Source organism: Paraburkholderia sp. (genome assembly GCF_035948235.1).
Taxonomy (GTDB): Bacteria; Pseudomonadota; Gammaproteobacteria; order Burkholderiales; family Burkholderiaceae; genus Paraburkholderia.
The window spans coordinates 1-20,594 of sequence record NZ_DASZJJ010000051.1 but is presented as its reverse complement, the minus strand read 5'-3'; the positions used below and the strand labels follow the sequence as shown (position 1 = coordinate 20,594).

General features: G+C 65.8%; 18 protein-coding genes and 2 pseudogenes. 10 read left to right on the top strand and 10 right to left on the bottom strand.

The window, feature by feature from the left end:
* Positions 1 to 716: RNA polymerase sigma factor (locus VG320_RS03340; RefSeq protein WP_327198739.1), on the top strand; the 716-nt coding region annotated here is incomplete at its 5' end.
* On the opposite strand, the gene VG320_RS03335 is transcribed toward VG320_RS03340, so the two are convergent.
* Positions 713 to 1,621 carry a LysR family transcriptional regulator gene (locus VG320_RS03335; RefSeq protein WP_327198738.1) on the bottom strand — a complete coding sequence of 303 codons (909 nt, stop codon included), beginning with the start codon at positions 1,619 to 1,621 and terminating at the stop codon, positions 713 to 715. The two genes, VG320_RS03340 and VG320_RS03335, sit on opposite strands and share 4 nt — an antisense overlap.
* Before the next feature lie 112 nt (positions 1,622 to 1,733).
* Between VG320_RS03335 and mdlC the strand changes: the two genes are divergently transcribed.
* The 4 genes from mdlC to VG320_RS03315 all read left to right on the top strand — a co-directional run bounded on the left by mdlC (position 1,734) and on the right by VG320_RS03315 (position 7,106).
* Positions 1,734 to 3,377 (top strand): benzoylformate decarboxylase, encoded by a 1,644-nt coding sequence (gene mdlC, locus VG320_RS03330; RefSeq protein WP_327198737.1) that lies wholly within the window; start codon positions 1,734 to 1,736, stop codon positions 3,375 to 3,377.
* Between the two features lie 52 nt (positions 3,378 to 3,429).
* Entirely contained in the window at positions 3,430 to 4,353 is a 924-nt protein-coding gene (locus VG320_RS03325) for a 2-dehydropantoate 2-reductase (RefSeq protein WP_327198740.1), read from the top strand.
* A 49-nt stretch (positions 4,354 to 4,402) separates the two neighbouring features.
* Positions 4,403 to 5,791, top strand: a complete 1,389-nt coding sequence (locus VG320_RS03320) for an MFS transporter (protein ID WP_327198736.1) — start codon at positions 4,403 to 4,405, stop codon at positions 5,789 to 5,791.
* Between the two features lie 178 nt (positions 5,792 to 5,969).
* Complete coding sequence (locus tag VG320_RS03315; protein WP_327198735.1) at positions 5,970 to 7,106, top strand: porin; 1,137 nt, start codon at positions 5,970 to 5,972, stop codon at positions 7,104 to 7,106.
* A gap of 49 nt (positions 7,107 to 7,155) precedes the next feature.
* Here VG320_RS03315 and VG320_RS03310 read toward each other — a convergent pair.
* Positions 7,156 to 7,857: pseudogene (locus VG320_RS03310) on the bottom strand (MFS transporter); the annotation flags it as partial.
* On the opposite strand from VG320_RS03310, the pseudogene VG320_RS03305 reads away from it, so the two are divergent.
* Positions 7,820 to 8,629 (top strand): annotated as a pseudogene (locus VG320_RS03305) (lactonase family protein); the annotation flags it as partial. The pseudogenes VG320_RS03310 and VG320_RS03305 overlap by 38 nt on opposite strands.
* A gap of 54 nt (positions 8,630 to 8,683) precedes the next feature.
* Here the strand turns inward: VG320_RS03305 and VG320_RS03300 are convergent.
* Both VG320_RS03300 and VG320_RS03295 read right to left on the bottom strand, forming a co-directional pair.
* Positions 8,684 to 9,139 carry a hypothetical protein gene (locus VG320_RS03300; protein ID WP_327198734.1) on the bottom strand — a complete coding sequence of 152 codons (456 nt, stop codon included), beginning with the start codon at positions 9,137 to 9,139 and terminating at the stop codon, positions 8,684 to 8,686.
* A gap of 5 nt (positions 9,140 to 9,144) precedes the next feature.
* Positions 9,145 to 10,161: a 1-aminocyclopropane-1-carboxylate deaminase gene (locus tag VG320_RS03295; protein WP_327198733.1), complete on the bottom strand. Its 1,017-nt coding sequence runs from the start codon at positions 10,159 to 10,161 to the stop codon at positions 9,145 to 9,147.
* Positions 10,162 to 10,325: 164 nt separating this feature from the next.
* Here VG320_RS03295 and VG320_RS03290 point away from each other — a divergent pair, with 164 nt between their 5' ends.
* Positions 10,326 to 10,826: an Lrp/AsnC family transcriptional regulator gene (locus VG320_RS03290; protein WP_327198732.1), complete on the top strand. Its 501-nt coding sequence runs from the start codon at positions 10,326 to 10,328 to the stop codon at positions 10,824 to 10,826.
* 54 nt (positions 10,827 to 10,880) lie between these two features.
* Here the strand turns inward: VG320_RS03290 and VG320_RS03285 are convergent, their stop codons facing one another.
* Positions 10,881 to 11,978 (bottom strand): serine hydrolase, encoded by a 1,098-nt coding sequence (locus VG320_RS03285; RefSeq protein WP_327198731.1) that lies wholly within the window; start codon positions 11,976 to 11,978, stop codon positions 10,881 to 10,883.
* Positions 11,979 to 12,217: 239 nt separating this feature from the next.
* Between VG320_RS03285 and otnI the strand changes: the two genes are divergently transcribed.
* The 3 genes from otnI to VG320_RS03270 all read left to right on the top strand — a co-directional run bounded on the left by otnI (position 12,218) and on the right by VG320_RS03270 (position 14,999).
* Positions 12,218 to 13,006, top strand: coding sequence for a 2-oxo-tetronate isomerase (gene otnI, locus VG320_RS03280; protein WP_327198730.1), 789 nt, complete (start codon positions 12,218 to 12,220; stop codon positions 13,004 to 13,006).
* Positions 13,007 to 13,074: 68 nt separating this feature from the next.
* Positions 13,075 to 14,079, top strand: coding sequence for a D-erythronate dehydrogenase (gene denD, locus VG320_RS03275; protein ID WP_327198729.1), 1,005 nt, complete (start codon positions 13,075 to 13,077; stop codon positions 14,077 to 14,079).
* Positions 14,076 to 14,999, top strand: coding sequence for an SMP-30/gluconolactonase/LRE family protein (locus tag VG320_RS03270; RefSeq protein ID WP_327198728.1), 924 nt, complete (start codon positions 14,076 to 14,078; stop codon positions 14,997 to 14,999). Before denD ends, VG320_RS03270 begins: the two co-directional genes overlap by 4 nt.
* Before the next feature lie 15 nt (positions 15,000 to 15,014).
* Here the strand turns inward: VG320_RS03270 and VG320_RS03265 are convergent, their stop codons facing one another.
* From VG320_RS03265 to VG320_RS03245, 5 genes are all read right to left on the bottom strand, one after another.
* Positions 15,015 to 15,611 (bottom strand): hypothetical protein, encoded by a 597-nt coding sequence (locus VG320_RS03265; protein ID WP_327198727.1) that lies wholly within the window; start codon positions 15,609 to 15,611, stop codon positions 15,015 to 15,017.
* A gap of 123 nt (positions 15,612 to 15,734) precedes the next feature.
* Positions 15,735 to 16,559, bottom strand: coding sequence for a LytTR family DNA-binding domain-containing protein (locus tag VG320_RS03260; protein WP_327198726.1), 825 nt, complete (start codon positions 16,557 to 16,559; stop codon positions 15,735 to 15,737).
* A 7-nt stretch (positions 16,560 to 16,566) separates the two neighbouring features.
* Positions 16,567 to 17,694 (bottom strand): sensor histidine kinase, encoded by a 1,128-nt coding sequence (locus VG320_RS03255; protein ID WP_327198725.1) that lies wholly within the window; start codon positions 17,692 to 17,694, stop codon positions 16,567 to 16,569.
* Between the two features lie 100 nt (positions 17,695 to 17,794).
* Positions 17,795 to 18,349 carry a DUF6622 family protein gene (locus tag VG320_RS03250; RefSeq protein WP_327198724.1) on the bottom strand — a complete coding sequence of 185 codons (555 nt, stop codon included), beginning with the start codon at positions 18,347 to 18,349 and terminating at the stop codon, positions 17,795 to 17,797.
* 167 nt (positions 18,350 to 18,516) lie between these two features.
* A complete protein-coding gene (locus VG320_RS03245; protein WP_327198723.1) occupies positions 18,517 to 20,460 on the bottom strand; it encodes a rhomboid family intramembrane serine protease in 1,944 nt (647 codons plus the stop codon).
* Positions 20,461 to 20,594 lie beyond the last annotated feature (134 nt).

Here is a 20,594-nt window from a genome sequence, read left to right as displayed (position 1 = left end):
CATCGGTGCTCGAGGTGATCTATCTGATTTTCAACGAAGGCTACGCGGCCACCTCGGGCGCGGACTGGATGCGCCCGGCGTTGTGCGAGGAGGCGTTGCGCCTGGGGCGCATGCTGGCTGCACTCGCGCCTGCCCACGCCGAAGCGCACGGGCTGGCCGCGCTGATGGAGTTGCAGGCGTCGCGCCTGCCCGCGCGGGTGGATCGCGAAGGCCGTGCCGTGCTGCTGGCGGATCAGGACCGCACGCGCTGGGACCGGCTGTTGATCCGGCGCGGCTTCGCGGCGCTCGAACGCGCGCAGCAGTGTGCTGTTGCGGCATCGGGCGCGCTTGGGCCGTATGCCTTGCAGGCCGCGCTCGCCGCCTGCCACGCGGCTGCGCCGAGCGCAGCGCAGACCGATTGGGCGCGCATCGTCAGTCTTTACGACGCGTTGTTACGCCTCGATCCGTCGCCCGTCGTGCGTCTGAATCGCGCCGTGGCGGTGGGCATGGCGCAGGGGCCGCAAGCGGCGCTCGCGCTCGTCGAAGCCTTGAGCGAGGAAGCCGCTCTGCGTCAATATCCCTGGCTGCCCGCCGTGCGCGGCGACCTGCTGGCGAAGCTCGGACGCCATGACGAAGCGCGCGCGGCGTTCGCCAGCGCCGCCGCGCTCACGCAGAACGCGCGCGATCGCGAAGTGCTGCTGGCGCGCGCCGCGCCGCTCGGGCCGGCAAGTTCTTAAACCTGCTGAGCCGTCTGCAGGCGCAACTGTTCGAGCAGTTTCACCGCCGGACCCGGCAGAATCCCGTGACGCCTGCGGTACGCCGTGAGCGTGCGCCGCCCGACCACGCCCGGTAGCTCCAGCGTGTCGAACACACCGGCCTTGCTCTCGGTCACGTACATGGTCGAGGCCATCCAGCTCAGGAAGCCGGAGCTGCTCACCAGGCTCTTGAGCACCGTCACGGAACGCGTTTCCACCACCACGTTCGGCAGGCCCAGTCCCTGTTGCGCGAAGGCCTGCTGCATATGCTCGAACGGCGCGGTACCGCGCGGCGGTATCGCCCATTGCGCATCGAGCGTGTCCGCGAGCGTGAGACCGGGCCTGGCGCGCAACGGATGGTCCAGCGCGGCCACCACGTAGCTCGCGTCTTCCCAGCGGCAATCGGCGATGGCCGTGATTTCGTCGGTGTCGGGCACGGCCATGCTCAGCGCGAGATCGATTTCGCGCTTCACGAGCGCATCGGCGAGCCGATCCCACACGCCTTCGATGATTTCCACGCGCAGATTCGGCCAGCGCGCCAGCACGCCACTCACCGCGAGCGGCAAGACGAGGCTTGCTATGCTGCCCACCGCGCCCACCCGGATGGTGCCGCGCGCGAGGCCCCGCAACGCATCGATCTCCTCGCGCGCCTGCTCGGCTTCACGCTGTAGCTGGATGGCGTGCGGCAGCAGCGCCTCGCCCACGGCGGTCAGATGCATGCCGCGTGAATGACGCTCGAACAGCGGCGCGCCCACTTGCTCTTCAAGGCGGCGCACCGCGCGGCTCAGGGCCGGCTGGGTGATGTGCAGCGTTTGCGCCGCGCGTCCAAGGCTGCCGCACGCGACGATGGTTGCGAAGGCGTGAAGTTGCTGAAGGTTGTAAGTCATGCCTAAAGGTAATGGGTTTTGCCGGAATGAGCAATTTCCGGTTACCCGAGTGGCGCCGATAATCGACCATCGATCACCGATCCAACGCGCTCATCAGACAGGAGACCGCGCAATGACAGGCAGCGCGCCGCAGCAGATTCAAACGCAGACTCGACCGGCCCAGGCCGGTAGCGAAAAAACCTTCACCGTGCGCGACGCGGTCATCGACTTCGCGCGACGCGTCGGCATGACGTCGATCTTCGCGAATCCCGGCTCGACCGAATTGCCGATGTTCCGCGATTTCCCCGCCGATTTCCGCTATGTGCTGGGGCTGCAGGAGGCCGTGGTGGTGGGCATGGCCGACGGCTATGCGCAGGCCACGGGCAACGCGGCGCTCGTGAACCTGCACTCGGCGGCGGGTGTGGGCAATGCGATGGGCAATATTTTTACGGCGTTTCGCAACCGCACGCCGCTCGTCGTCACGGCGGGCCAGCAGGCGCGCTCGATCCTGCCGTTCGATCCGTTCCTCGCCGCCACTCAGGCAAGCGAGTTGCCCAAACCCTACGTGAAATGGAGCATCGAACCGGCCCGCGCCCAGGACGTGCCGCTCGCGATCGCGCGCGCCTATGCGGTGGCGATGCAGGAGCCGCGCGGTCCCGTGTTCGTGTCGATTCCCGTCGATGACTGGGACCAGCCCGCCGAGCCGGTTGCCGCGCGCGAACTCGCGCACACGACGCGCCCCGAGCCGGCGCTACTCGCGCGTATCGGCGCGCTGCTCGACGGTTGTGCGCGGCCGGCGTTCGTGGTGGGTGGCGCGGTGGACCGCGCAGGCGCCGCCGATGAGGTCGTGGCACTGGCCGAGCGCCATCGCGCCCGCGTGTTCGTCGCGCCGATGACGGGCCGTTGCAGCTTCCCCGAAACGCACCACCTGTTCGCCGGATTTCTGCCCGCAATGCGCGAACGCATCGTCGATCTGCTGTCCGGTCACGATGCGATCTTCGCGATCGGCGCGCCCGCGTTCACTTATCACGTCGAGGGGCAGGGGCCGCATGTGCCGCCTGGCGCGCAGCTATGCCAGTTGATCGACGATCCCAATGTGGCGGCGTGGACGCCTGAAGGATTGATCGCTGTGGGCAATGTGCGGCTGGGCGTGCAGGATCTGCTCGCGCGCCCCGCACCGCCGCAGCGCGCGTTGCCCGCGCCGCGCCCGCAAGCGCCGCGCGCACTGCCGCCGCAGGGCGGCGAGCGCATGTCCGTGGCGTTTGCCTTGCAGACGCTGGCAGAGGTGCGCGATCCCCATGCGCTGGTGGTGGAAGAGGCGCCCAGTTCGCGGCCGGTCATGCAGACGTATCTGCCGATGGCGCGCCCAGGCAGTTTCCTCACGATGGACAGTGGCGGGCTGGGTTTTGGCATGCCCGCAGCGGTTGGCGCGGCGCTCGCGCGGCCCGGCGAGCGCGTGATCGCGTTGATCGGCGACGGCTCCAGCATGTATTCGATCCAGGCGATCTGGAGCGCGGTGCAATGGCAATTGCCGATTACCTTCGTCATCCTGAATAACTCGCGCTACGCCGCCTTGCAGGATTTCGCGCCGGTGTTTGGCTTTGCGAAGGAGGATCCGGTGCAGGGCACGGATCTGCCAGGTCTGGACTTCGTGACGCTGGCGGCGGGGATGGGTTGCGCGGGCCTGCGTGTGAGCGAGGCCGCGCCGCTTGCCGGTGCGCTGCGCGAAGCGCTGGCGGCAGACGGTCCAGCGCTGGTGGAGATCGTCGTCGCCTGAGCGCACGATAAAACAACGCCAATAAAACAAGGAGACAGCAATGCATGAAGCGATGGAGATAGCGATCCTCGGCGCGGGAGCGATGGGATCGCTGTTCGGCGGGCTGCTGGCGGAAGCGGGGCACGACGTCACGCTCGTCGATATCGACGAGGCGCATCTGGAGGCGATCCGCCGCGACGGCCTGCGTCTGGCCACCGATGCGGGCGAGCGCGTCGTCACGAAGTTGCGTGCGGTGCGGCCAGAAGCGGCCGGGCGCGCGCCCGAGTTGCTGATCGTCTTCACCAAGACGATGCATACGGAAGCGGCGCTCGACGCGGTGCGCGCGCTGATCGGCCCGCACACGGCCGTACTGTCGCTGCAGAACGGCCTGGGTAACGTCGAGCGCCTCGCGCGCAGCGTGCCGCGCGAACGCATCATGGTGGGCATCACGACGTGGCCCGCCGACAAACCGGCGGCCGGTCGCGTGAATTCGCATGGCAGCGGCGTGACGCGCCTGATGAGTGCCGACGGTGAGACCCGCGCGAGTGTCACGCGCACGGTGGCCGCGCTCAATTCGGCCGGCCTTGCCGCCAGCGCCGACCCGGACGTGTGGATCACGATCTGGGAGAAGGTCGCGTTCAACGCGGCGCTCAACAGCCTGTGCGCGCTCACGCAATGCACGGTGGGCGAACTGTCGAATGTGCCTGATGGTCCGGCGCTCGCGCTGAAGATCGTCGCCGAGGTGGCCGCCGTCGCGCGCGCGCACGGCGTGGCCGTCGATGAGGCGCATATGGTCGAGAACGTGCAGCACGCGCTGGCGAACCATCGCTCGCATCGGCCTTCGATGTTGCAGGATGTGCTGGCGGGGCGCCGGACCGAAATCGAGGCGATCAACGGCGCCGTGGTCGAGGCCGCGCGTGCGGTGCCCATGACGGTGCCCTGCACGGAAACGCTGCTGCAACTGGTGCGTCTCGTGGATGCCAGCGCGACGCGCTAGCAAAACCGCGCGCGCGTGCCATACCTACAAAAAAGATGGAGACAACCCGATGAACTATTCCAATGCGGCGGCGGCTGATGTGGACGCGAATCGCGCCGCGCTCGCCGGTATCGCTCACGATGGCGCGACGGTCGATATCGGCCAGTTGCTCGATGATGGTCCCTTTACGCTGCTGCAAAAATGCGTCGTGGTGCTCGCGGCGCTGTCGATCGTCGTCGATGGATTCGATAGCCAGCTCATCGGCTTTGCCATTCCAGTACTGATCAAGGAGTGGGGCATCACGCGCAATGCGTTCGCGCCCGTGGTGGCGGCGGGGCTGATCGGCATGGGGATCGGCAGCGCCTGCGCCGGGCTGTTCGCGGATCGCTTCGGGCGGCGTTGGGCCGTGATCGGCAGTGTGCTCGTGTTCGGTGCGGCGACCTGTTCGATCGGTCTCGCGCCCAATGTGGCGGTGATCGCGGCGCTGCGCTTCGTGGCAGGACTCGGCATTGGCGGGGCGCTGCCCAGCTCGACCACGCTGACCGCCGAATACACGCCCGCGCGCCTGCGCACTTTCGCGGTCACTGCAACGATCGTCTGCGTGCCGCTCGGCGGGATGCTGGCGGGGCTGTTCGCGGGTCATGTGCTGCCGGTGTATGGCTGGCGCGGTCTGTTTGTCGCGGGCGGAGTGCTGCCGCTTGTGCTGGCGGTCGCGCTGCTCGTGTGCCTGCCCGAGTCGCCGCGCTTTCTCGCGCGCCGCACGCAACGATGGCCGGAACTCGCGCGGCTGCTTGGACGCATGGCGCGCGATGTCGCGCCACACGCCGCCTTCACCGACCTGCGCGAGCAGCGCGCGGAAAAACACGTCGGCTTCACGGCGCTCTTTCGCGATGGCCGCGCGCGCGATAGCGCCGCGATCTGGGCCGCGTTCTTCATGTGCCTGCTGGCGGTGTATAGCGCATTCAGCTGGCTGCCTTCGATGCTGACCGCCGAAGGTCTGTCCGTTTCGCTGGCGGGCTATGGGCTGAGCGCTTATAACCTTGGCGGCGTGATCGGCGCGCTGGGCTGTGCACTGGCGATTTCGCGCTGGGGTTCACGCTGGCCGATGTTGATCTGCTGCGCGGGCGGCGCGGCGAGCGCGTGGATGATTCTTGGCGTGGGCGCAACGCAGCACACGGGGCTGTTGATCGCCGGGCTGGGTTTGCATGGACTGTTCGTGAACGCGGTGCAGTCGACGCTCTATGCGCTGTGCGCCTACGTCTATCCGACCAGCGTGCGCGCGACGGGTACGGCTTCGGCGCTGGCGTTCGGGCGCGTCGGCGCGATTCTTAGCGCGTTCGCGGGGGCGGCGGTGATTACAGCGGGCGGCGCGTTCGCCTATCTGCTGATGCTAGGCGCAGCGATGGCCGCCGTGCTGATCGCGCTCGCGCTGGTGCGGCGGCATATTCCCGCCGACTAGACTTGCTCGTCGTTTGATCTTCGTCTGACCTCTTTTCGTTTCTTTTGCCGCGCGGCGCCGATGGCGCCCGCGGTACCTCTCATCGTCTGATTGTTATTTCGCGGCTGCAGGCGAAGGCGTTGTTACGCGTTTAATCAGGATGCCAAAACATAAAGCAATTCAGGAGATCGGAATCGTCATGAAACTTCAGATCGCAGCAGGAGTGGCGCTGTTGAGCGCCAGCGCGGCGGCATGCGCGCAAAGCAGTGTCACGCTGTACGGCATCGTCGATACGGGCATCGAATATGTCTCGCACGCCAATGCCGCTGGAGACGCCGTGGTGCGCATGCCCGGCGTGACGGGCGAAGTGCCGTCGCGCTGGGGTGTGCGCGGGCGCGAAGATCTGGGCGCAGGCTGGCACGCTATCTTTGCGCTCGAAAGCGGTTTCAATATGCGCAGCGGCACGCTCAATCAAGGTGGCCGCCTGTTCGGGCGCCAGGCGTGGGTCGGCTTCGATACGCCGTATGGCGCGCTCACCTTTGGCCGCCAGTACACGATGACCTTCTGGGCCATCTCCGACGCCGATCTGCTCGGCCCCGACATTTACGGTGGCACCGCCTCGTTCGACCAGTATTTGCCGAGTTCGCGCAGCGACAACACGATCGCTTATAAAGGCAGCTACGCGGGCTTCACGCTGGGCGCGACCTGGTCGTTCGGACGCGATTCGGCGGGCACCGGCAATTCGCCGGGACAAGGCACTTGCGCGGGGCCCGTGCCCGGCAGCGCGCAAAACTGCCGTGAGTGGTCCGCCATGCTGCGCTATGACCGCAACGGCTACGGCGTGGCCGCGTCATACGACCAGCAGCACGGCGGCGCGGGCGCAGCGGCGAATTTCTACGACGGCACGCCCACTTTCGCATTCACGAATCCCGGCGACACCGACGTGCGCATGCAATTGAACGGCTATGGCCATATCGGCGCGCTGCGCCTGGGCGGCGGCTGGCTTGGCCGGCGTGTCGATACCGTGTCGCCCGCAACGCCGAACGTCCATTCGGATCAGTTCTATCTGAGCGCGTCGTATTCGTTCATGCCGGCATTGATCGTCGATGGCGGCGTCTACCACATCGTCAACGCGCACGACGACGCACGTGGCACGATTGCCGCGCTGCGCACCACCTGGCTGCTTTCGAAGCGCAGCGCGGTGTATCTGCAGGGCGCGTATCTCTGGAACAGCGCGAAAGCGGCCTATACCGTGAGCCAGGGCGGCGGTGGCACGACGCCGGCGCCAGGCATGGGGCAAGTGGGCATCATGGCGGGCGTCCGGCATAGCTTCTGAGCCGGGCGGGGGAGCGCGTCGAGTCCGGTCGTCGGCGTTGTTTTGCGGATCAGGCCAGTTCCACCCGCTTGATTTCCTTCACGATCACCAGATAGCTGAACACCGTGATCGCCGCGTTCACGCCGACGAACGCGAGCGCGCTGTCGAAGGAACCCGTCTTCGCCACCAGATAGCCGATCACGATCGGCGTGACGATGCCGGCCACGTTGCCGAACATATTGAAGATCGAGCCGGACAGGCCGATGGCTTCCTTCGGTGCGGTATCGGCGACCACGGCCCAGCCGAGCGCGCCCAAGCCCTTGCCGAAGAACGCCAGCGACATCAGCGCGACCACCAGCCAGTCGCTGTGCACGTAGTTACAGCCGACGATGCACGCCGAAAGCGCCATACCGCCCACGATCGGCCCCTTGCGCGCCACGGTGAGCGAGGCGCCGCCGCGAATCAGCGCATCCGAGAGCACGCCGCCCAGCACGCCGCCGAGAAAACCGCACACCGCCGGCAGCGACGCCACGAGTCCTGCCTGCAGGATCGTCATGCCGCGCGCTTGCACGAGATAGATCGGGAACCACGTCAGGAAGAAATACGTGATGACGTTGATGCAGTACTGCGCGAGATAGACGCCCAGCAGCATGCGATTCGTGAGCAACTGGCGCATCAGTTGCCAGCCATTGCCCGCGTGCTGCGCACGCTCTTCGCGGGATTTGCGCTGATGGCGCCTGGCCGAACTGGGCCGCGCGCCGCTGGCGGAGAGCATGGCCTATCTGTCGACCGACGCGACGGGGCGCTACCTGCTCTCCGCGTCATATGGCGGCAATCAACTGGCGGTGAACCGCATCGGCGCGGATGGCATTGCGGGCGACGTTCAGCAGACCATCAAGACCGGGCCGATGGCGCACGCAATCCGCGTATCGGCGGACAACCGTTATGCGTTTGCTTCGGTGCTGGGATCGGATGCGTGGCTGCGGCTGCGCTTCGACGCCGCGACGGGGCAACTGACCGAAGACGCCGCGCCCGCGTATGCACTACCCGAAAAATCCGGCCCGCGCCATTTCGTGTTCTCGGCGGATGGGCGCTTCGTCTATCTGATCGACGAACTCGACGGCAAGCTGCATGTGCTCGCGTTCGATCAAACGCACGATACGGTCAGGCCGATCCAGACGATTTCGATCTTGCCGCCCGATTTTCATGGCGATAAACCGTGGGGCGCGGATCTGCATCTGACGCCGGACGGGCGCTTTCTCTATGCTTCCGAGCGCACCTCGAGCACGCTGGCGGCGTATCGCGTGGACGAAGCAACGGGCAAGCTCGAACGCATCGGCACCTATGCGACGCAGAAGCAGCCGCGCGGCTTCAATATCGATCCTTCGGGACGTTATGTGTTTGCGGTCGGGCAGTTGTCGCCGACGATGAGCGTCTATCGCATCGATGCGAAGACGGGCGCGCTGCACGAAACCGGGCAATATCCGGTGGGCAAGGGCGCGAACTGGGTCGAGGTGGTGAGTTACGCGGGGTCGAACGAGTAGGGGAATGGCGATCGCACGCGGGATCTTGCGCGCGATCGCCAGATATAAAGCGGCTCAACGCTCCCCAGCCAACTGCGCGTTGAGCGCTTCCATCCACACCGCGCCGACGGCCTCAAGCGCCGCTTCTGCGCCAGCGCCGAGCGCAATCAGCCTGCACGGCCTGCCCGTGACTGACCCTAGCCAGTCGAGCTTATCCACTTCCCGGCTGCACAGCGCGAGCAGACAGCCAGGCGGCAAAGGCGCGAGCAATCGATCGGCATCGGCGGGCGGGCGCGAGACGTCCGCGCCCAACGCGCCAAACGAAGCAAGCCACTGCGCATGCAGTCCAGCGGCATCCTGCAACTCCAGCACACTAAACTGTGGCGCCATACCAAAACGCTCGCACAGCGCGGTGACGATTGCTGGCGGCGTCGTGCGGTCGATCACCGCGCACACTTGAGTCAGCGAACAGGGCGCGCGCAGCCACGATCCGCGCGACGCATCGATAGCGGTGGCGTCAGCGGCACGCATGACGCTCAACCGTCACGGAACAAAAAGCTATACGCATTGAGTGCAGGCACGCCGCCCAGATGCGCATACAGCACCTTCGAGCCTTCCGGGAATTCGCCCAGGCGCACCTTGTCGATCATGCCGTGCATCGATTTCCCTTCGTAGACCGGATCGGTCAGCATGCCCTCCAGCCGCGCACAGAGTCGAATCGCTTCCAGCGTCCCATCGTTCGGCAGCCCATATTCCGGACCGCCATAACGCGTATCGAGCACGATATCCTCGTCGCGGATCGGCTTGCCGAGATCGACGATTTCAGCGGTATGCCGTGCAATTCGCGCAATCTGGTCGCGCGTCTGCGCGGGTTTGGCCGACGCGTCGATGCCGATCACGCGATCGGCGCGGCCGTCCTTCGCGAAACCCACCACCATGCCCGCCTGCGTGCTGCCCGTCACCGAGCACACGACGATATAGTCGAAGCGAATCCCCATTTGCGCTTCCTGCTCGCGCACTTCCTCCGCAAAGCGCACGAAGCCGAGGCCGCCGAGCGGATGCTCCGAACAGCCCGCCGGAATCGGAAACGGCTTGCCGCCTGCCTGACGCACGCTTTCGAGCGCATCTTCCCAGCTCGGACGAATGCCGATATCGAAGCCATCGGGCACGAGCCGCACGTCGGCGCCCATGATGCGCGACATCTCGATGTTGCCGACGCGGTCGTACACCGCGTCGTGATAGTTCACCCAGTTCTCCTGCACGAGCACGCATTTGAGACCCAGATGCGCGGCGACGGCCGCCACCTGGCGCGTCTGGTTCGACTGGATGCCGCCGATCGACACGAGCGTGTCGCAGCCCTGTTCGAGCGCTTCAGGAATCAGATATTCGAGCTTGCGCGTCTTGTTGCCGCCGAAGGCGAGACCGCTGTTGCAGTCCTCGCGTTTCGCGTAAAGCTCGACCTTGCCGCCCAGGTGCGCGGACAGGCGGCGAAGCGGCTGGATCGGGCTCGGGCCGAAAGTCAGCGGATAGCGGGGAAATCGATCGAGATTCATGCGGCGCTCCTTGTGTAGCGATGATGGGTTGTTTCGTCGCGGTAGAAGAATGATAGAAACGCACGCGAAAAATGAGCTTGCGAAATAAATATCGATTGCTTACTTTGAAGGCGTAAAGCGTTCAGACGACAAACTTTTTGTGCGTAGAATCGGAGCAGCACGCAATGAAATTAAGCCGAAAAGCCGACGCCGCCGTGCCTGCCGCGCCGGTGCTGGACCGTATCGATCGCGCGATCCTGCGGCAGTTGCAGGCCGATGCGTCGATCTCGAACGTGAGTCTCGCAAGCAAGGTGAAGCTGAGCGCGCCCGCCTGCCTGCGGCGGGTCGAGCGGCTCAAGGAGATGGGGCTGATTCGCGGCGTTGTCGCGCTGCTCGATCCGAAGGCGCTGGGCGCGGGGATGGTGGTGGTGATCGGCTTCGTGCTCGATCGATCGACGCCCGAGGCATTCGCCGAGTTCGAAAAAGCGGCGCGTAAGGTGTCAGGCTGTATGGAGTGTCACGTCGTGACCGGCGAATTCGATTACTTCATGCTCGTGCGCACGCGCGACAGTGAAAGCTTCAACCGGCTGCATGCGGAACAGTTGCTGTATCTGCCAGGCGTGCGGCAGGTGCGGTCGTTCATGGTGCTCAAGGAAATTCTCTCGACGCATGCGCTGCCACTATGACGCGAATGACGTCATCGAAGCCGCAGCGCATGGACGACAAACACGACAAACGGCTCAGCGCAGCGAACAGTTGAGCCAGTGCGAAATCCGCTCGCCGTCTAGCCGCGAGCCTTCGGCGCTTGCGCTGTCGAGCATCGTCACGATCACCGGGCGGCGGCCATGCACCATTACGCGCATCACCATGTTGTGCCCGGATTCGTTGATAAAGCCGGTTTTCTGCACGCTCGCCTGCACGCGGCCGTAGCGCACGAGGCGGTTGCTGCTCACATACTGGAGCTGGCCGTGGCCGGTGGGCACGCGTTGCTCGTTGTCGGTCGAGTAGCGGCGAATCAGCGGATAGCCGTTGGCCGCGCGCACGAGCGTCGCCAGTTCGCGCGCCGTGGAGACGTTTTGCGGCGACAGTCCGGTCGCGTTGACGAAGCGCGTATGCGGCATGCCGAGGCTGCGAGCCTTCGCGTTCATCGCGGCGACGAAGGCGGGGCGTCCGCCTGGGTAGTCGCGCGATAGCGCCGCCGCCGCGCGGTTCTCGGACGACATCAGCGCGATATGGAGCATGTCGGCGCGCGTGAGGCTCGATCCCACCGTCAGGCGCGAGTGCGTGAACTTGAGGGTATCGAGATCGGCGCTGGTCACGCCGATGCGTTGCGCAAGCGGCGCGTGGCGCTGGTCGAGCCAGACCACGGCGGTCATCAGCTTGGACACCGAGGCGATGGGCGCGACGGTGTCGGCGTTGCGCGCGTAGAGCGGCGTGTGCGTCTGTTCATCGACGATATACACCGAGCGCGAAAAGAGCCGCGTGCGCGAGGCCATCGTGAAGCCGCAGCGCGCGAGCAGATGCGGCGCGTTGGCGGCCGATGGGGCCGCGATGGGCGAAGCCGCTTGCGAGGCGCGCGACGGCGGCGTGTGCCGGGCTTTCGTGCGTTTTGTGTTCTTCGCGCGGCGTTTGGCGTCAGGCAGTTTGGTGGCGGCGACCGCAGGTGCCGCGCGATGCGCCGAACGCGGTTTGCGCGTGAGTTTTTTCTTCTTCGCGACGACGTGCGCATGCGGGGCGGCGTGATGCGGTTGCGTCGTGGCGGCGAGGCTGGCGGTCGCCGTGAAGCTCGCGAAAAGCAGGGCGGAGAGGGCGAACGAAAGTCGGGAAAGGGAAATCACCGGCAGAGGCAGTTGAAGTTAAAAACTGAGGTTGAAACTGAGGCGGATACGGATGGCCGGAAGCGCGGCGCACGCGCGTGAGACTCCATATTACATGTCATGTAAGGCATAACGCAGCTTGATGCAGGCCGCGCGCGCGTGTTAACGGTCTCAGGGTTATCGCGGATGCTTGCGCGAGGAGGCGCTTTTAGAATCATTTACTGCCAATATAGTGATCTCGTTCGTCCCTGGAGTTTTCGATGCCTCGTTTTGCCGCCAATCTTTCGATGATGTACACCGAACACGCGTTTCTGGACCGATTCGCGGCGGCGGCGCGTGACGGTTTCGAGGCGGTCGAGTATCTGTTTCCCTACGAGCACGCTGCCCAAGAACTGAAGGCGCGGCTCGATGACGCGGGGCTCGCGCAGGTGCTGTTCAACGCGCCGCCGGGCGACTGGGCCGCGGGTGAGCGCGGCATCGCCTCGCTGCCGGGCCGCGAGGACGAATTCCGCCGCAGCATCGATCAGGCGCTCGGCTATGCGCGCGTGCTGGGCAATCGCAAGCTGCACGTCATGGCGGGCATCGTCGCGTCGCCGGACGCGCGCGCAGCGCAGCGCGAAACCTATCTGCAGAATCTGGCTTTCGCGGCACAGGCGGCGCAGGCCGAAGGCGTCACGATCCTGATCGAGCCGATCAACACGCGCGATATGCCAGGCTATCTGCTCAATCGCCAGGACGACGCGCACGCCATCTGCCAGGAAATCGGCGCGGCCAATATTCAGGTGCAGTTCGACTGCTATCACTGCCAGATCGTCGAGGGCGATCTGAGCGTGAAGCTCGAACGCGACATGGCGGGCATCGGCCATATCCAGATCGCCGGCGTGCCCGAGCGGCACGAACCCGATCGTGGCGAGCTCAACTATCCCTGGTTGTTCGAGCGTATCGATGCGCTCGGCTATACCGGCTGGATCGGCTGCGAATACCGTCCGCGCACGACGGCGTCGGCGGGTCTCGGCTGGATCAGGCCATATCTGCCCGCGCGCGGCTGAAGGTTCCTCCGCGCGCAGGTCGGCTTCAGTCGTCGCAGTTCCCACAAGCATGAACGGAGCAATCGAACATGAAAGTGCTGATTACCGGTGGTGCGGGGTTTCTGGGTCAACGCCTTGCGCGCGATCTGCTCGCGCGCGGCGCGTTGCGCAAGACATTGGGCAACGGCGGCGGCACGCCCGAGCCGATCACCGAGCTGGTGCTGCTCGACACCACGCCCGCGCAGGCGCCTGACGATGCGCGTGTGCGTGTCGAAACCGGCGACGTCGCGGATCGCGCGGTGCTGGAGCGCCTGATCGACACGGATACGGCCGTGATCTTCCACCTGGCCGCCATTCTGAGCGCCGAGGCCGAAGCCGAGTTCGATCTGGGCATGCGCATCAACATCGACGGCACGCGCGCGCTGCTTGAAGTCTGCCGCGCGCGCGGGCACGGTCCGCGTCTCGTGTTCACGAGTTCGGTGGCGGTCTACGGCGGCGATCTGCCCGAGGAAGTGCAGGACGACACCGCACTCGATCCGCAGTCGTCGTATGGCGTGCAGAAGGCGATGGCCGAACTGCTGATCGGCGATTATTCGCGGCGCGGTTTTGTCGATGGGCGCGTGCTGCGCCTGCCGACTGTCGCCGTGCGCCCGGGACGGCCGAGCGGCGCGGCGTCGTCGTTTGCGAGCGGCATCGTGCGCGAGGCGCTCAATGGCGAGACCGCCGTGTGCCCCGTGAGCGGCGCCACCGCCATCTGGCTGCTGTCGCCGCGCAAGGCGGTGCAATGCCTTGTCACGGCCAGCGAGATCGAAGGCGCGGTGCTGGGCACGCGGCGCATCGTCAATCTGCCGGGCGTGTCCACGACCGTTGACGAAATGATTGAGGAATTAAGCAAGTTCGGCGGCGCGAAGGCCGTGGCGCGCGTGGACTGGGAACCGGACGAGGTGATCGAGCGCATCGTCAGCAGTTGGCCGGCGCGCTGGAACGATACGCGGGCGAAGAAGCTGGGCTTTTCGGGCGACGCGTCGTTTCACGCCATCGTCAAGGTCTATGTGGAAGACGAACTGCCCTGGGCGGAAAAGAAACGCGCATGAACCGCAACGACTTTGAAGTGCACGACGCGCGCTTTCGCTCGTTGATTCAGGCGAATGCGCCGCTGGAAAAGATCGCCGGCGATTGCCTCTGGACCGAGGGGCCGGCGTATTTTCCGGCGGCGGATATGCTCGTGTGGAGCGATATTCCGAACAATCGCATGATGCGCTGGGCGCCCGGCATGGGCGTGGGCGTATTGCGCGTCAACGCGAATTTCAGCAACGGCAACACGCGCGACAACGAAGGGCGGCTCGTGAGCTGCGAGCACGGCCGGCGCTGCATCTCGCGCACGGAACACGATGGCAGCGTGGTGGTACTGGCGTCGCATTACGAGGGCCGCCGCTTCAACTCGCCGAACGATCTGGTGGTCGATTCGCAGGGCACGATCTGGTTCTCCGACCCCGACTACGGGATCATGAGCGACTACGAGGGTTTTCGCGCCGAAGGCGAGATCGGCGGCTGCCACGTCTATGCGCTCACGCCAGGCGTGCACGGCGAGTACGAAGTGCGCCGCGTAGCGGACGATTTCGTGAAGCCGAACGGGCTGGCGTTTTCGCCGGACGAGTCGCGGCTGTATATCGCCGATTCGGGCGCGTCGCACGTGGAAGGCGGCCCGCGCCATATCCGCGTGTTCGACGTCGATGGCGGCGCGCAGCGGCAGTTGCGCAATGGCCGCGTGTTCATCGAAATGTCGAGCGGCGTACCGGACGGCTTTCGCGTGGACGAGCACGGCAACGTCTGGGCCAGCGCCGAGGACGGCGTGCACTGCTATTCGCCGCAGGGCGAACTGCTGGGCAAGATCCTGCTGCCGGAAGTGGTGTCGAACCTCACGTTCGGTGGCCTCAACCGCAACCGGCTTTTCATCACCGCGACGTCGTCGGTGTACTCGGTCTATGTGGGCGTGCGCGGCGCGGGGCGCTGAGCATCGCCCTCACGCTCAGGCGGTGGTCGAGATCAGGCCGGTGGTTTGACCGCTGGCCAGCATCAATTGCACGAGTTCGGCCTGCGCGGTTTGCAGTGCCGACTCGATCTGGCTCGCCTGCGAAAGCTTGGCGTTCTGTTGCGCCGAAGCCGCCGATTGAGCCGTGCTCGCGCCGCTGCCCGCGCTGTTGGCCGATGCGCCTTGCGTGCCCGATTGCGACGAAGAGGCCGTCGCGCTTGCCGAAGCTGATTGAGCCGAACCGCTCGAACCCTGCACCTGCGCGAGCTGCGTCTGGAGCGACTGGATCAACGCCTTGAGCTTGTCGATGGCGGCCGTGGTCGCATCGCTCGACGACGACGAACCACCGCCGCCGCCTCCGCCACCACCACCGGATTTTTTTGCGCTCGAAGTCGAACTCGTCGACGAACTCGACGATGTGCTGCCTGACGTTGCGTTGGCGGCGTTGCTCGACGAGGTGGAACTGCTATCCGTGCTGGTGCTCGAAGCCGCGTTCGATGTGCTGGACGCATTCGTGCCGCTATTGCTGTTGGTCGTGCCGGTGTAATTCGTCGTGGTCGCGACGGTGGCCGCGCTGGTCGGTTGAATCTGCATGGATTCCTTTCCTTGTAATGAGGCGGCGCGTCTGGCGTGCGCGATAAATACCCCTAAACCGGATAACGGATGTGATTGCGCAGTTCTTGAGGGTCAACTTATTACCAGGTCTTACCAGTACTTTCACATGCCCTTGAAGCGATCCGCATAAAGCCGGCTTACCACCAGGCGTGCTTCGTGGCCGCGCAGCCGCAGCGTGAGCTTGCCGGACTCGTCGCGCGAGGCGCTCGCGATCGCCTGGGCACGCACGACCGTGCCGCGATGGATCTGCCAGAACGTCTGCGCATCGAGCCGTTGCAGCAGATCGCGCAGCGACAGGCGAATCAGATGCTCGCGTTCCGCCGTGACGACGCGCACGTATTTATCGGCGGATTCGAAATACAGCACGTCATCGACGGGAATCATCGCGATGGTGTTGCCTGCGCTCGCCTGGATCATGCGCAGCGGTTCTGTGTCGGGCGTGGCGGCTTCGCTGGCGATGCCGAGCAGGCCGCGAAGCTGTTCGACCAGCGGTTCCAGTTTGTGCGGACCGTCGCCGCGTCCGGCCAGCGCCGCCTGAAGCCGCTCGCAGGTGCGTGCGAGCCGCTCCGTCTGCACCGGTTTGAGCACATAGTCGAGCGCAGCCCGCTCGAAGGCGCGTACGGCGTATTCGTCGTAGGCCGTCACGAACACGATGAGCGGCGGTGCGGCGGCGGTGTCGCCGTCTGGCCAGTCCTCGGCGAGTGCCTGGGCCGCGTCCAGCCCGTTCATGCCCGGCATGCGAATGTCGAGGAATACGATGTCCGGGCCGCGCGCCAGGCTCTCGCGCACCGCCGAGGCGCCGTCGCCCACCGTCGCCACGATGCGCAGGTCGGGCCAGAGCCGCTGCAGCTCGGCTTGCAGATGGGCGGCCAGCAGGGGTTCGTCTTCGGCGATCAGGGCGGTGGCGTGCAGGCTCGGCGTGGTCATTGCGCTATCAGCTTAGGGTGGTTGCGGCGGTTGCGGCGATCGGGGCGATCGGCAGTCGCACGACAGCGAGTGCGCCGCCGCGGCCGTCGTCGGGTTCGCTCAGCGTGAACTGCGCGGCGTCGCCGTAGAGCGCGGCCAGCCGCTCGCGCACCTGGCGCAGCCCGAAGCGCGAGCCGTCGGCGGGTGGCGCGTGCAGGCCCGCGCCCGTGTCGCGCACGCTCAGAACCAGCGTTGCGCCTTCGCGGCGCGCGGCCACCTCGATCTCGCCGCCCGCGACGTTGGGCTCAAGGCCGTGCTTGAGCGCGTTCTCCACCAGCGGTTGCAGCAGCAGCGGCGGCACCGGCAGCGCGGCCAGCGCGTCGGGCAGGGCGAGCGTCGCGCGCAGCCGTGGGCCCATGCGCACCTGCATCAGTTCGAGATAGTCGCGCACCCGCGCGAATTCTGCCGCCAGCGCGTGCGTATCCGAGCGCGAGGCGTCGAGAGTCGCGCGCAGAAAACCGTTCAGATGGTCGAGCATCGCCTGGGCGCGCGGCGGATCGCTGCCGATCAGCACGCGCAGGTTCGCCAGCGTGTTGAAGAGCATATGCGGTTCGAGTTGGGAGACGAGCAGGCGCAACTGGTTTTCGGCGGCGGCGCGCAGCGCGGTCTCGGTGCGCACCTGCATCGTCGCCAGCCGCCCGCGCGAGTAGAAGAACCAGGTGAGGCCGAGCGCCAGCGCGAACGATGGCCCGAAGGTGGGCAGCAGCACCGCGCTGTCGGGAAAGAACGCGAACGGATCGCGGTGCACGCCGGTGAGCCAGTCGCCGAGCGCATGCCCCACGAAGTAGCCGACCACCACCGAAAACGCGAGCCATGGCGTCATCAGCTTCCAGCCTGGCCATGCGCGCTGGAGGGCGGCGGCGTCGGCGGCGTCGGTTGGGGGCGCACCATAGCGCCGCACCAGCGCTGCGAACCCGTAGCGGCCCGCTTCTATCAGCGCCTGGATGCATAGCGTGATGCTGAAGGAGTACTTCAGGTTCGACACGAAGGTTCCGGGCGCGAGCGTGCCGAAGAACACGGTGCTGAGCGCGCCGATAGGAATCGCGATGCGAAGTTCGCGCCAGAGCCAGGCGAGCGCGTTGCGGTAGGAAGGCATATCGCAGTCCGGAGTCGGTGCTCTACGAAGATGGGCGCGGCGCGCGTCGACGGTTCCGTGATGCGCCGCGTGTGGCGGATTGTAGCGTCTGGCCGTTTGCCTACCAGAGCGCGGCGTCCTGGGCGAGCACGTCGCGGGCAATGCGCCACATGGCATAGCTGCGCGAGAGGAACACGCCGCTGAACGCGCCATAAGCGAGCCCGACAAGGCAGGCGAAATTGGCATCGTCCACGCGCACGGGGTGCATCGCGAGCGTCGCGCCGACCGCGAATTTCACGCAGAAAAGCCCCAGATACAGCGCCAGCGGCAACCAGCTTCCCGGCAAGATCAGGCAGCGCTGCGCCGCCGACCAGCGCACGCCGCTCCACGCGCCTTGCGTCGTCATCACCGAAAACAAGGCACCCGCGCCGAGCGCCCATGCTGCGAGCGCGAGCGGCTGATGCGCGAAGTCCGATGCGACGCCGTAAAGCGAGAACGCGGTCATGACGAGCGGCAAGGAGGTGGCGCTGCGCAGCGAGCGGCGGCGCGCCACGCTTTGGCGCACGCCGAGGACGATCAGGGCGATGAGGGTGCCCCAGACCCAGTGGGGCGTGTGTTGAATCAGGTTGGCGTACATAGCGGCGGCCTCCGTAGTGGGCGGGTTGGGTGTTTCCATGCCGCTTATGGTCGGGCCGCGCGGGGCGTCGGGCGAGGGGATTGCGATAGGCGGGCGGCCGGCGTCGCGAAACGCCGGCTTGAGGGTGTGAAATGCGGGTGTGAAATGCGGGAGTGAAATCCGCTGGAACGCGTCGCGCTATGTAGGGCGCGATGGGCCGCTGATGCTCATTCGTCCGAGGCGGAAGGCGCGTCGCCGGGCGCGGATGCCGGGCACAGGAACGCGTCCTGACCGGCGTCGCTGCTCACGTCCATGGTTTTCGCCCGGCTCAGGATCGCCAGCGACCCGTTGCTCTGCGCCTGCGTGCTGCCGCTGAGCGCGTACAGGGTCGCGTCGTCCTTCGAGAACACGACATCGGCGTAACCGCTCTGGATCGGATAAGCGCCGACGTTCTGTCGCGTGGCCACTTTCACCACCTGCATCGTGTTGCCATAAGGGTCGGCCACGGCCACGAAGCGGCCATCGCCACTCGCGCCGAGCATGCGTGTGCTGGTCGCGCAGATTTCGTAGCTCTTGCGCACGTCGAGCGTGGTGGCGTCGGCCCACTTGAGCGCGCCGCCGTAGAGCCAGACGCCGTTTGGTGTCTTCAGCGCGCGATCGAAACCCTCGTCCATCGGATATTCGTGCACTTGCCTGAAGGTCTTCGTATCGAATTCGAGCAGCGCGTTTTTGGTGGCGGAGTTGGTGAAAAGGCGCGAATCGTCGGCGGATAACCACATCGTCAGCGAACGCCCAAACGCCTGCGCGCCGAGGTCGCCCGATTTCGACAGCGCGATCGTGGCCAGCACCTTCGGCCATTGGGCGACGCTCACGACCGAGACCGTATCGTCCACGCCGTTGAACACATAGAGACGATCGAAGTTCGACGAGGCGACCACGTCGCGCGGAAAGCGGCCCAGCTTGACCGCATCGACCACCGCTCCGCTTTGCAGATCGACGCGCACGAGACTGTCCTCGCGCATCGAGGCCACATAAGCGTAACGCTCGTCCGGGCTCACGGCGATGCCGGTCGCGCCGCGCCCGCGGCAGTAGTTGCTCGGGCAACCGTCCTTCGTGGTCGGGAACGCGCCGCCCTGGATCGTGCGCGTGACGGCGTGCTGCGCGAGATCGACGACGCTGATCGTGTTGTCGGCGTTGTCGGTGACGTAGAGATATTTGCCGGACGCGCCCGGCGCCATGTGATCGGGCCAGTTGCCGAGCTTGATGACGGTGCCCGCGGCTTCGTCCGCCGTAACGGGCTTGGGGGCCGTGCGCGCATCTTCCTTGATGGCGTCGGCGACGGCCTTCGATTCCGCGAGTGCGGCGGCTTTCTCCTTCGCCTTGGCGCGTTCGTCCGAGGTGGCGGATTTCCAGTCGCGCAGATCTTCGCTCTGACCGTGCAAGGCCGCGCCGACCATCGCCGCGCTGCCAACTACGGCAAGCAGCACCGGCAGCACGAAGGCACTCATGCGCGGCGCAATCGATCGCCACGGAAACAGCACCGCCGCCGCAACGAAGCCCGTAATCACGCCGCCGATATGCGCGGCCTGGTCGATGCCCGTGGTGATGAACCCGTAGACCAGATTGATGACGAGCACCTGTGCGATGGCGCTGCCGCTCACGCGCTCGACGGCTTCGTCTTTGGCGTTGCCGGGCTGGAACATCGCCCAGAAGCCCGCCGCGCCGGCGAGTCCCATCAACGCGCCCGACGCGCCCACGCTCACCACAGGGCGAATGCCGCCCGTCGGCATCACGGTGCCGAGTGCGTACTGGAAACTGTTGACTTCGTGATAGCCATGCCAGAACGCGCTGAGCAGGCTGCCGCCCAGCGCCGACAGCAGATAGATGGCGCCAAAGCGCGCTGATCCGACTACGCGCTCCAGCACGCTGCCCAGCACGAACAGCATGTACATATTGAGCAGCAGATGCGTCCAGCTACCGTGCAGAAAGGCGCTGGTGAGCAGCCGCCAGGGTTCGCCGGTGAGCGTGAGCGGGGCGAAATTCGCGCCCCAGTCGAGCAGCCGGTAGTTGTCGAGTCCGTCCGTGCCGGCGCCGTGCCAGAGCAGGAAAAACACGACGATATTGACGACGGCAAGGATCAGATAAAGATGGAGATTGACGCCTTTCTTCATTATGTTTGGCCGACTTTCTGTTATTTTTACCGATATTTTCGCGATGCGAATTTCAATATCGGTAATTAATGGATTTTGGTTTTTATTGTGAATCTGAATTATGCGAAATGCTTTATCGAGGCTTCAATTCGCAG

Excerpts from the sequence above, each read along its gene's own strand:
- VG320_RS03335 (WP_327198738.1), bottom strand. The coding sequence starts at position 1,621 with ATGACTTACAACCTTCAGCAACTTCACGCCTTCGCAACCATCGTCGCG.
- mdlC (WP_327198737.1), top strand. The coding sequence starts at position 1,734 with ATGACAGGCAGCGCGCCGCAGCAGATTCAAACGCAGACTCGACCGGCC.
- VG320_RS03325 (WP_327198740.1), top strand. The coding sequence starts at position 3,430 with ATGGAGATAGCGATCCTCGGCGCGGGAGCGATGGGATCGCTGTTCGGC.
- VG320_RS03320 (WP_327198736.1), top strand. The coding sequence starts at position 4,403 with ATGAACTATTCCAATGCGGCGGCGGCTGATGTGGACGCGAATCGCGCC.
- VG320_RS03315 (WP_327198735.1), top strand. The coding sequence starts at position 5,970 with ATGAAACTTCAGATCGCAGCAGGAGTGGCGCTGTTGAGCGCCAGCGCG.
- VG320_RS03300 (WP_327198734.1), bottom strand. The coding sequence starts at position 9,139 with ATGCGTGCCGCTGACGCCACCGCTATCGATGCGTCGCGCGGATCGTGG.
- VG320_RS03295 (WP_327198733.1), bottom strand. The coding sequence starts at position 10,161 with ATGAATCTCGATCGATTTCCCCGCTATCCGCTGACTTTCGGCCCGAGC.
- VG320_RS03290 (WP_327198732.1), top strand. The coding sequence starts at position 10,326 with ATGAAATTAAGCCGAAAAGCCGACGCCGCCGTGCCTGCCGCGCCGGTG.
- otnI (WP_327198730.1), top strand. The coding sequence starts at position 12,218 with ATGCCTCGTTTTGCCGCCAATCTTTCGATGATGTACACCGAACACGCG.
- denD (WP_327198729.1), top strand. The coding sequence starts at position 13,075 with ATGAAAGTGCTGATTACCGGTGGTGCGGGGTTTCTGGGTCAACGCCTT.
- VG320_RS03270 (WP_327198728.1), top strand. The coding sequence starts at position 14,076 with ATGAACCGCAACGACTTTGAAGTGCACGACGCGCGCTTTCGCTCGTTG.
- VG320_RS03265 (WP_327198727.1), bottom strand. The coding sequence starts at position 15,611 with ATGCAGATTCAACCGACCAGCGCGGCCACCGTCGCGACCACGACGAAT.
- VG320_RS03260 (WP_327198726.1), bottom strand. The coding sequence starts at position 16,559 with ATGACCACGCCGAGCCTGCACGCCACCGCCCTGATCGCCGAAGACGAA.
- VG320_RS03255 (WP_327198725.1), bottom strand. The coding sequence starts at position 17,694 with ATGCCTTCCTACCGCAACGCGCTCGCCTGGCTCTGGCGCGAACTTCGC.
- VG320_RS03250 (WP_327198724.1), bottom strand. The coding sequence starts at position 18,349 with ATGGAAACACCCAACCCGCCCACTACGGAGGCCGCCGCTATGTACGCC.
- VG320_RS03245 (WP_327198723.1), bottom strand. The coding sequence starts at position 20,460 with ATGAAGAAAGGCGTCAATCTCCATCTTTATCTGATCCTTGCCGTCGTC.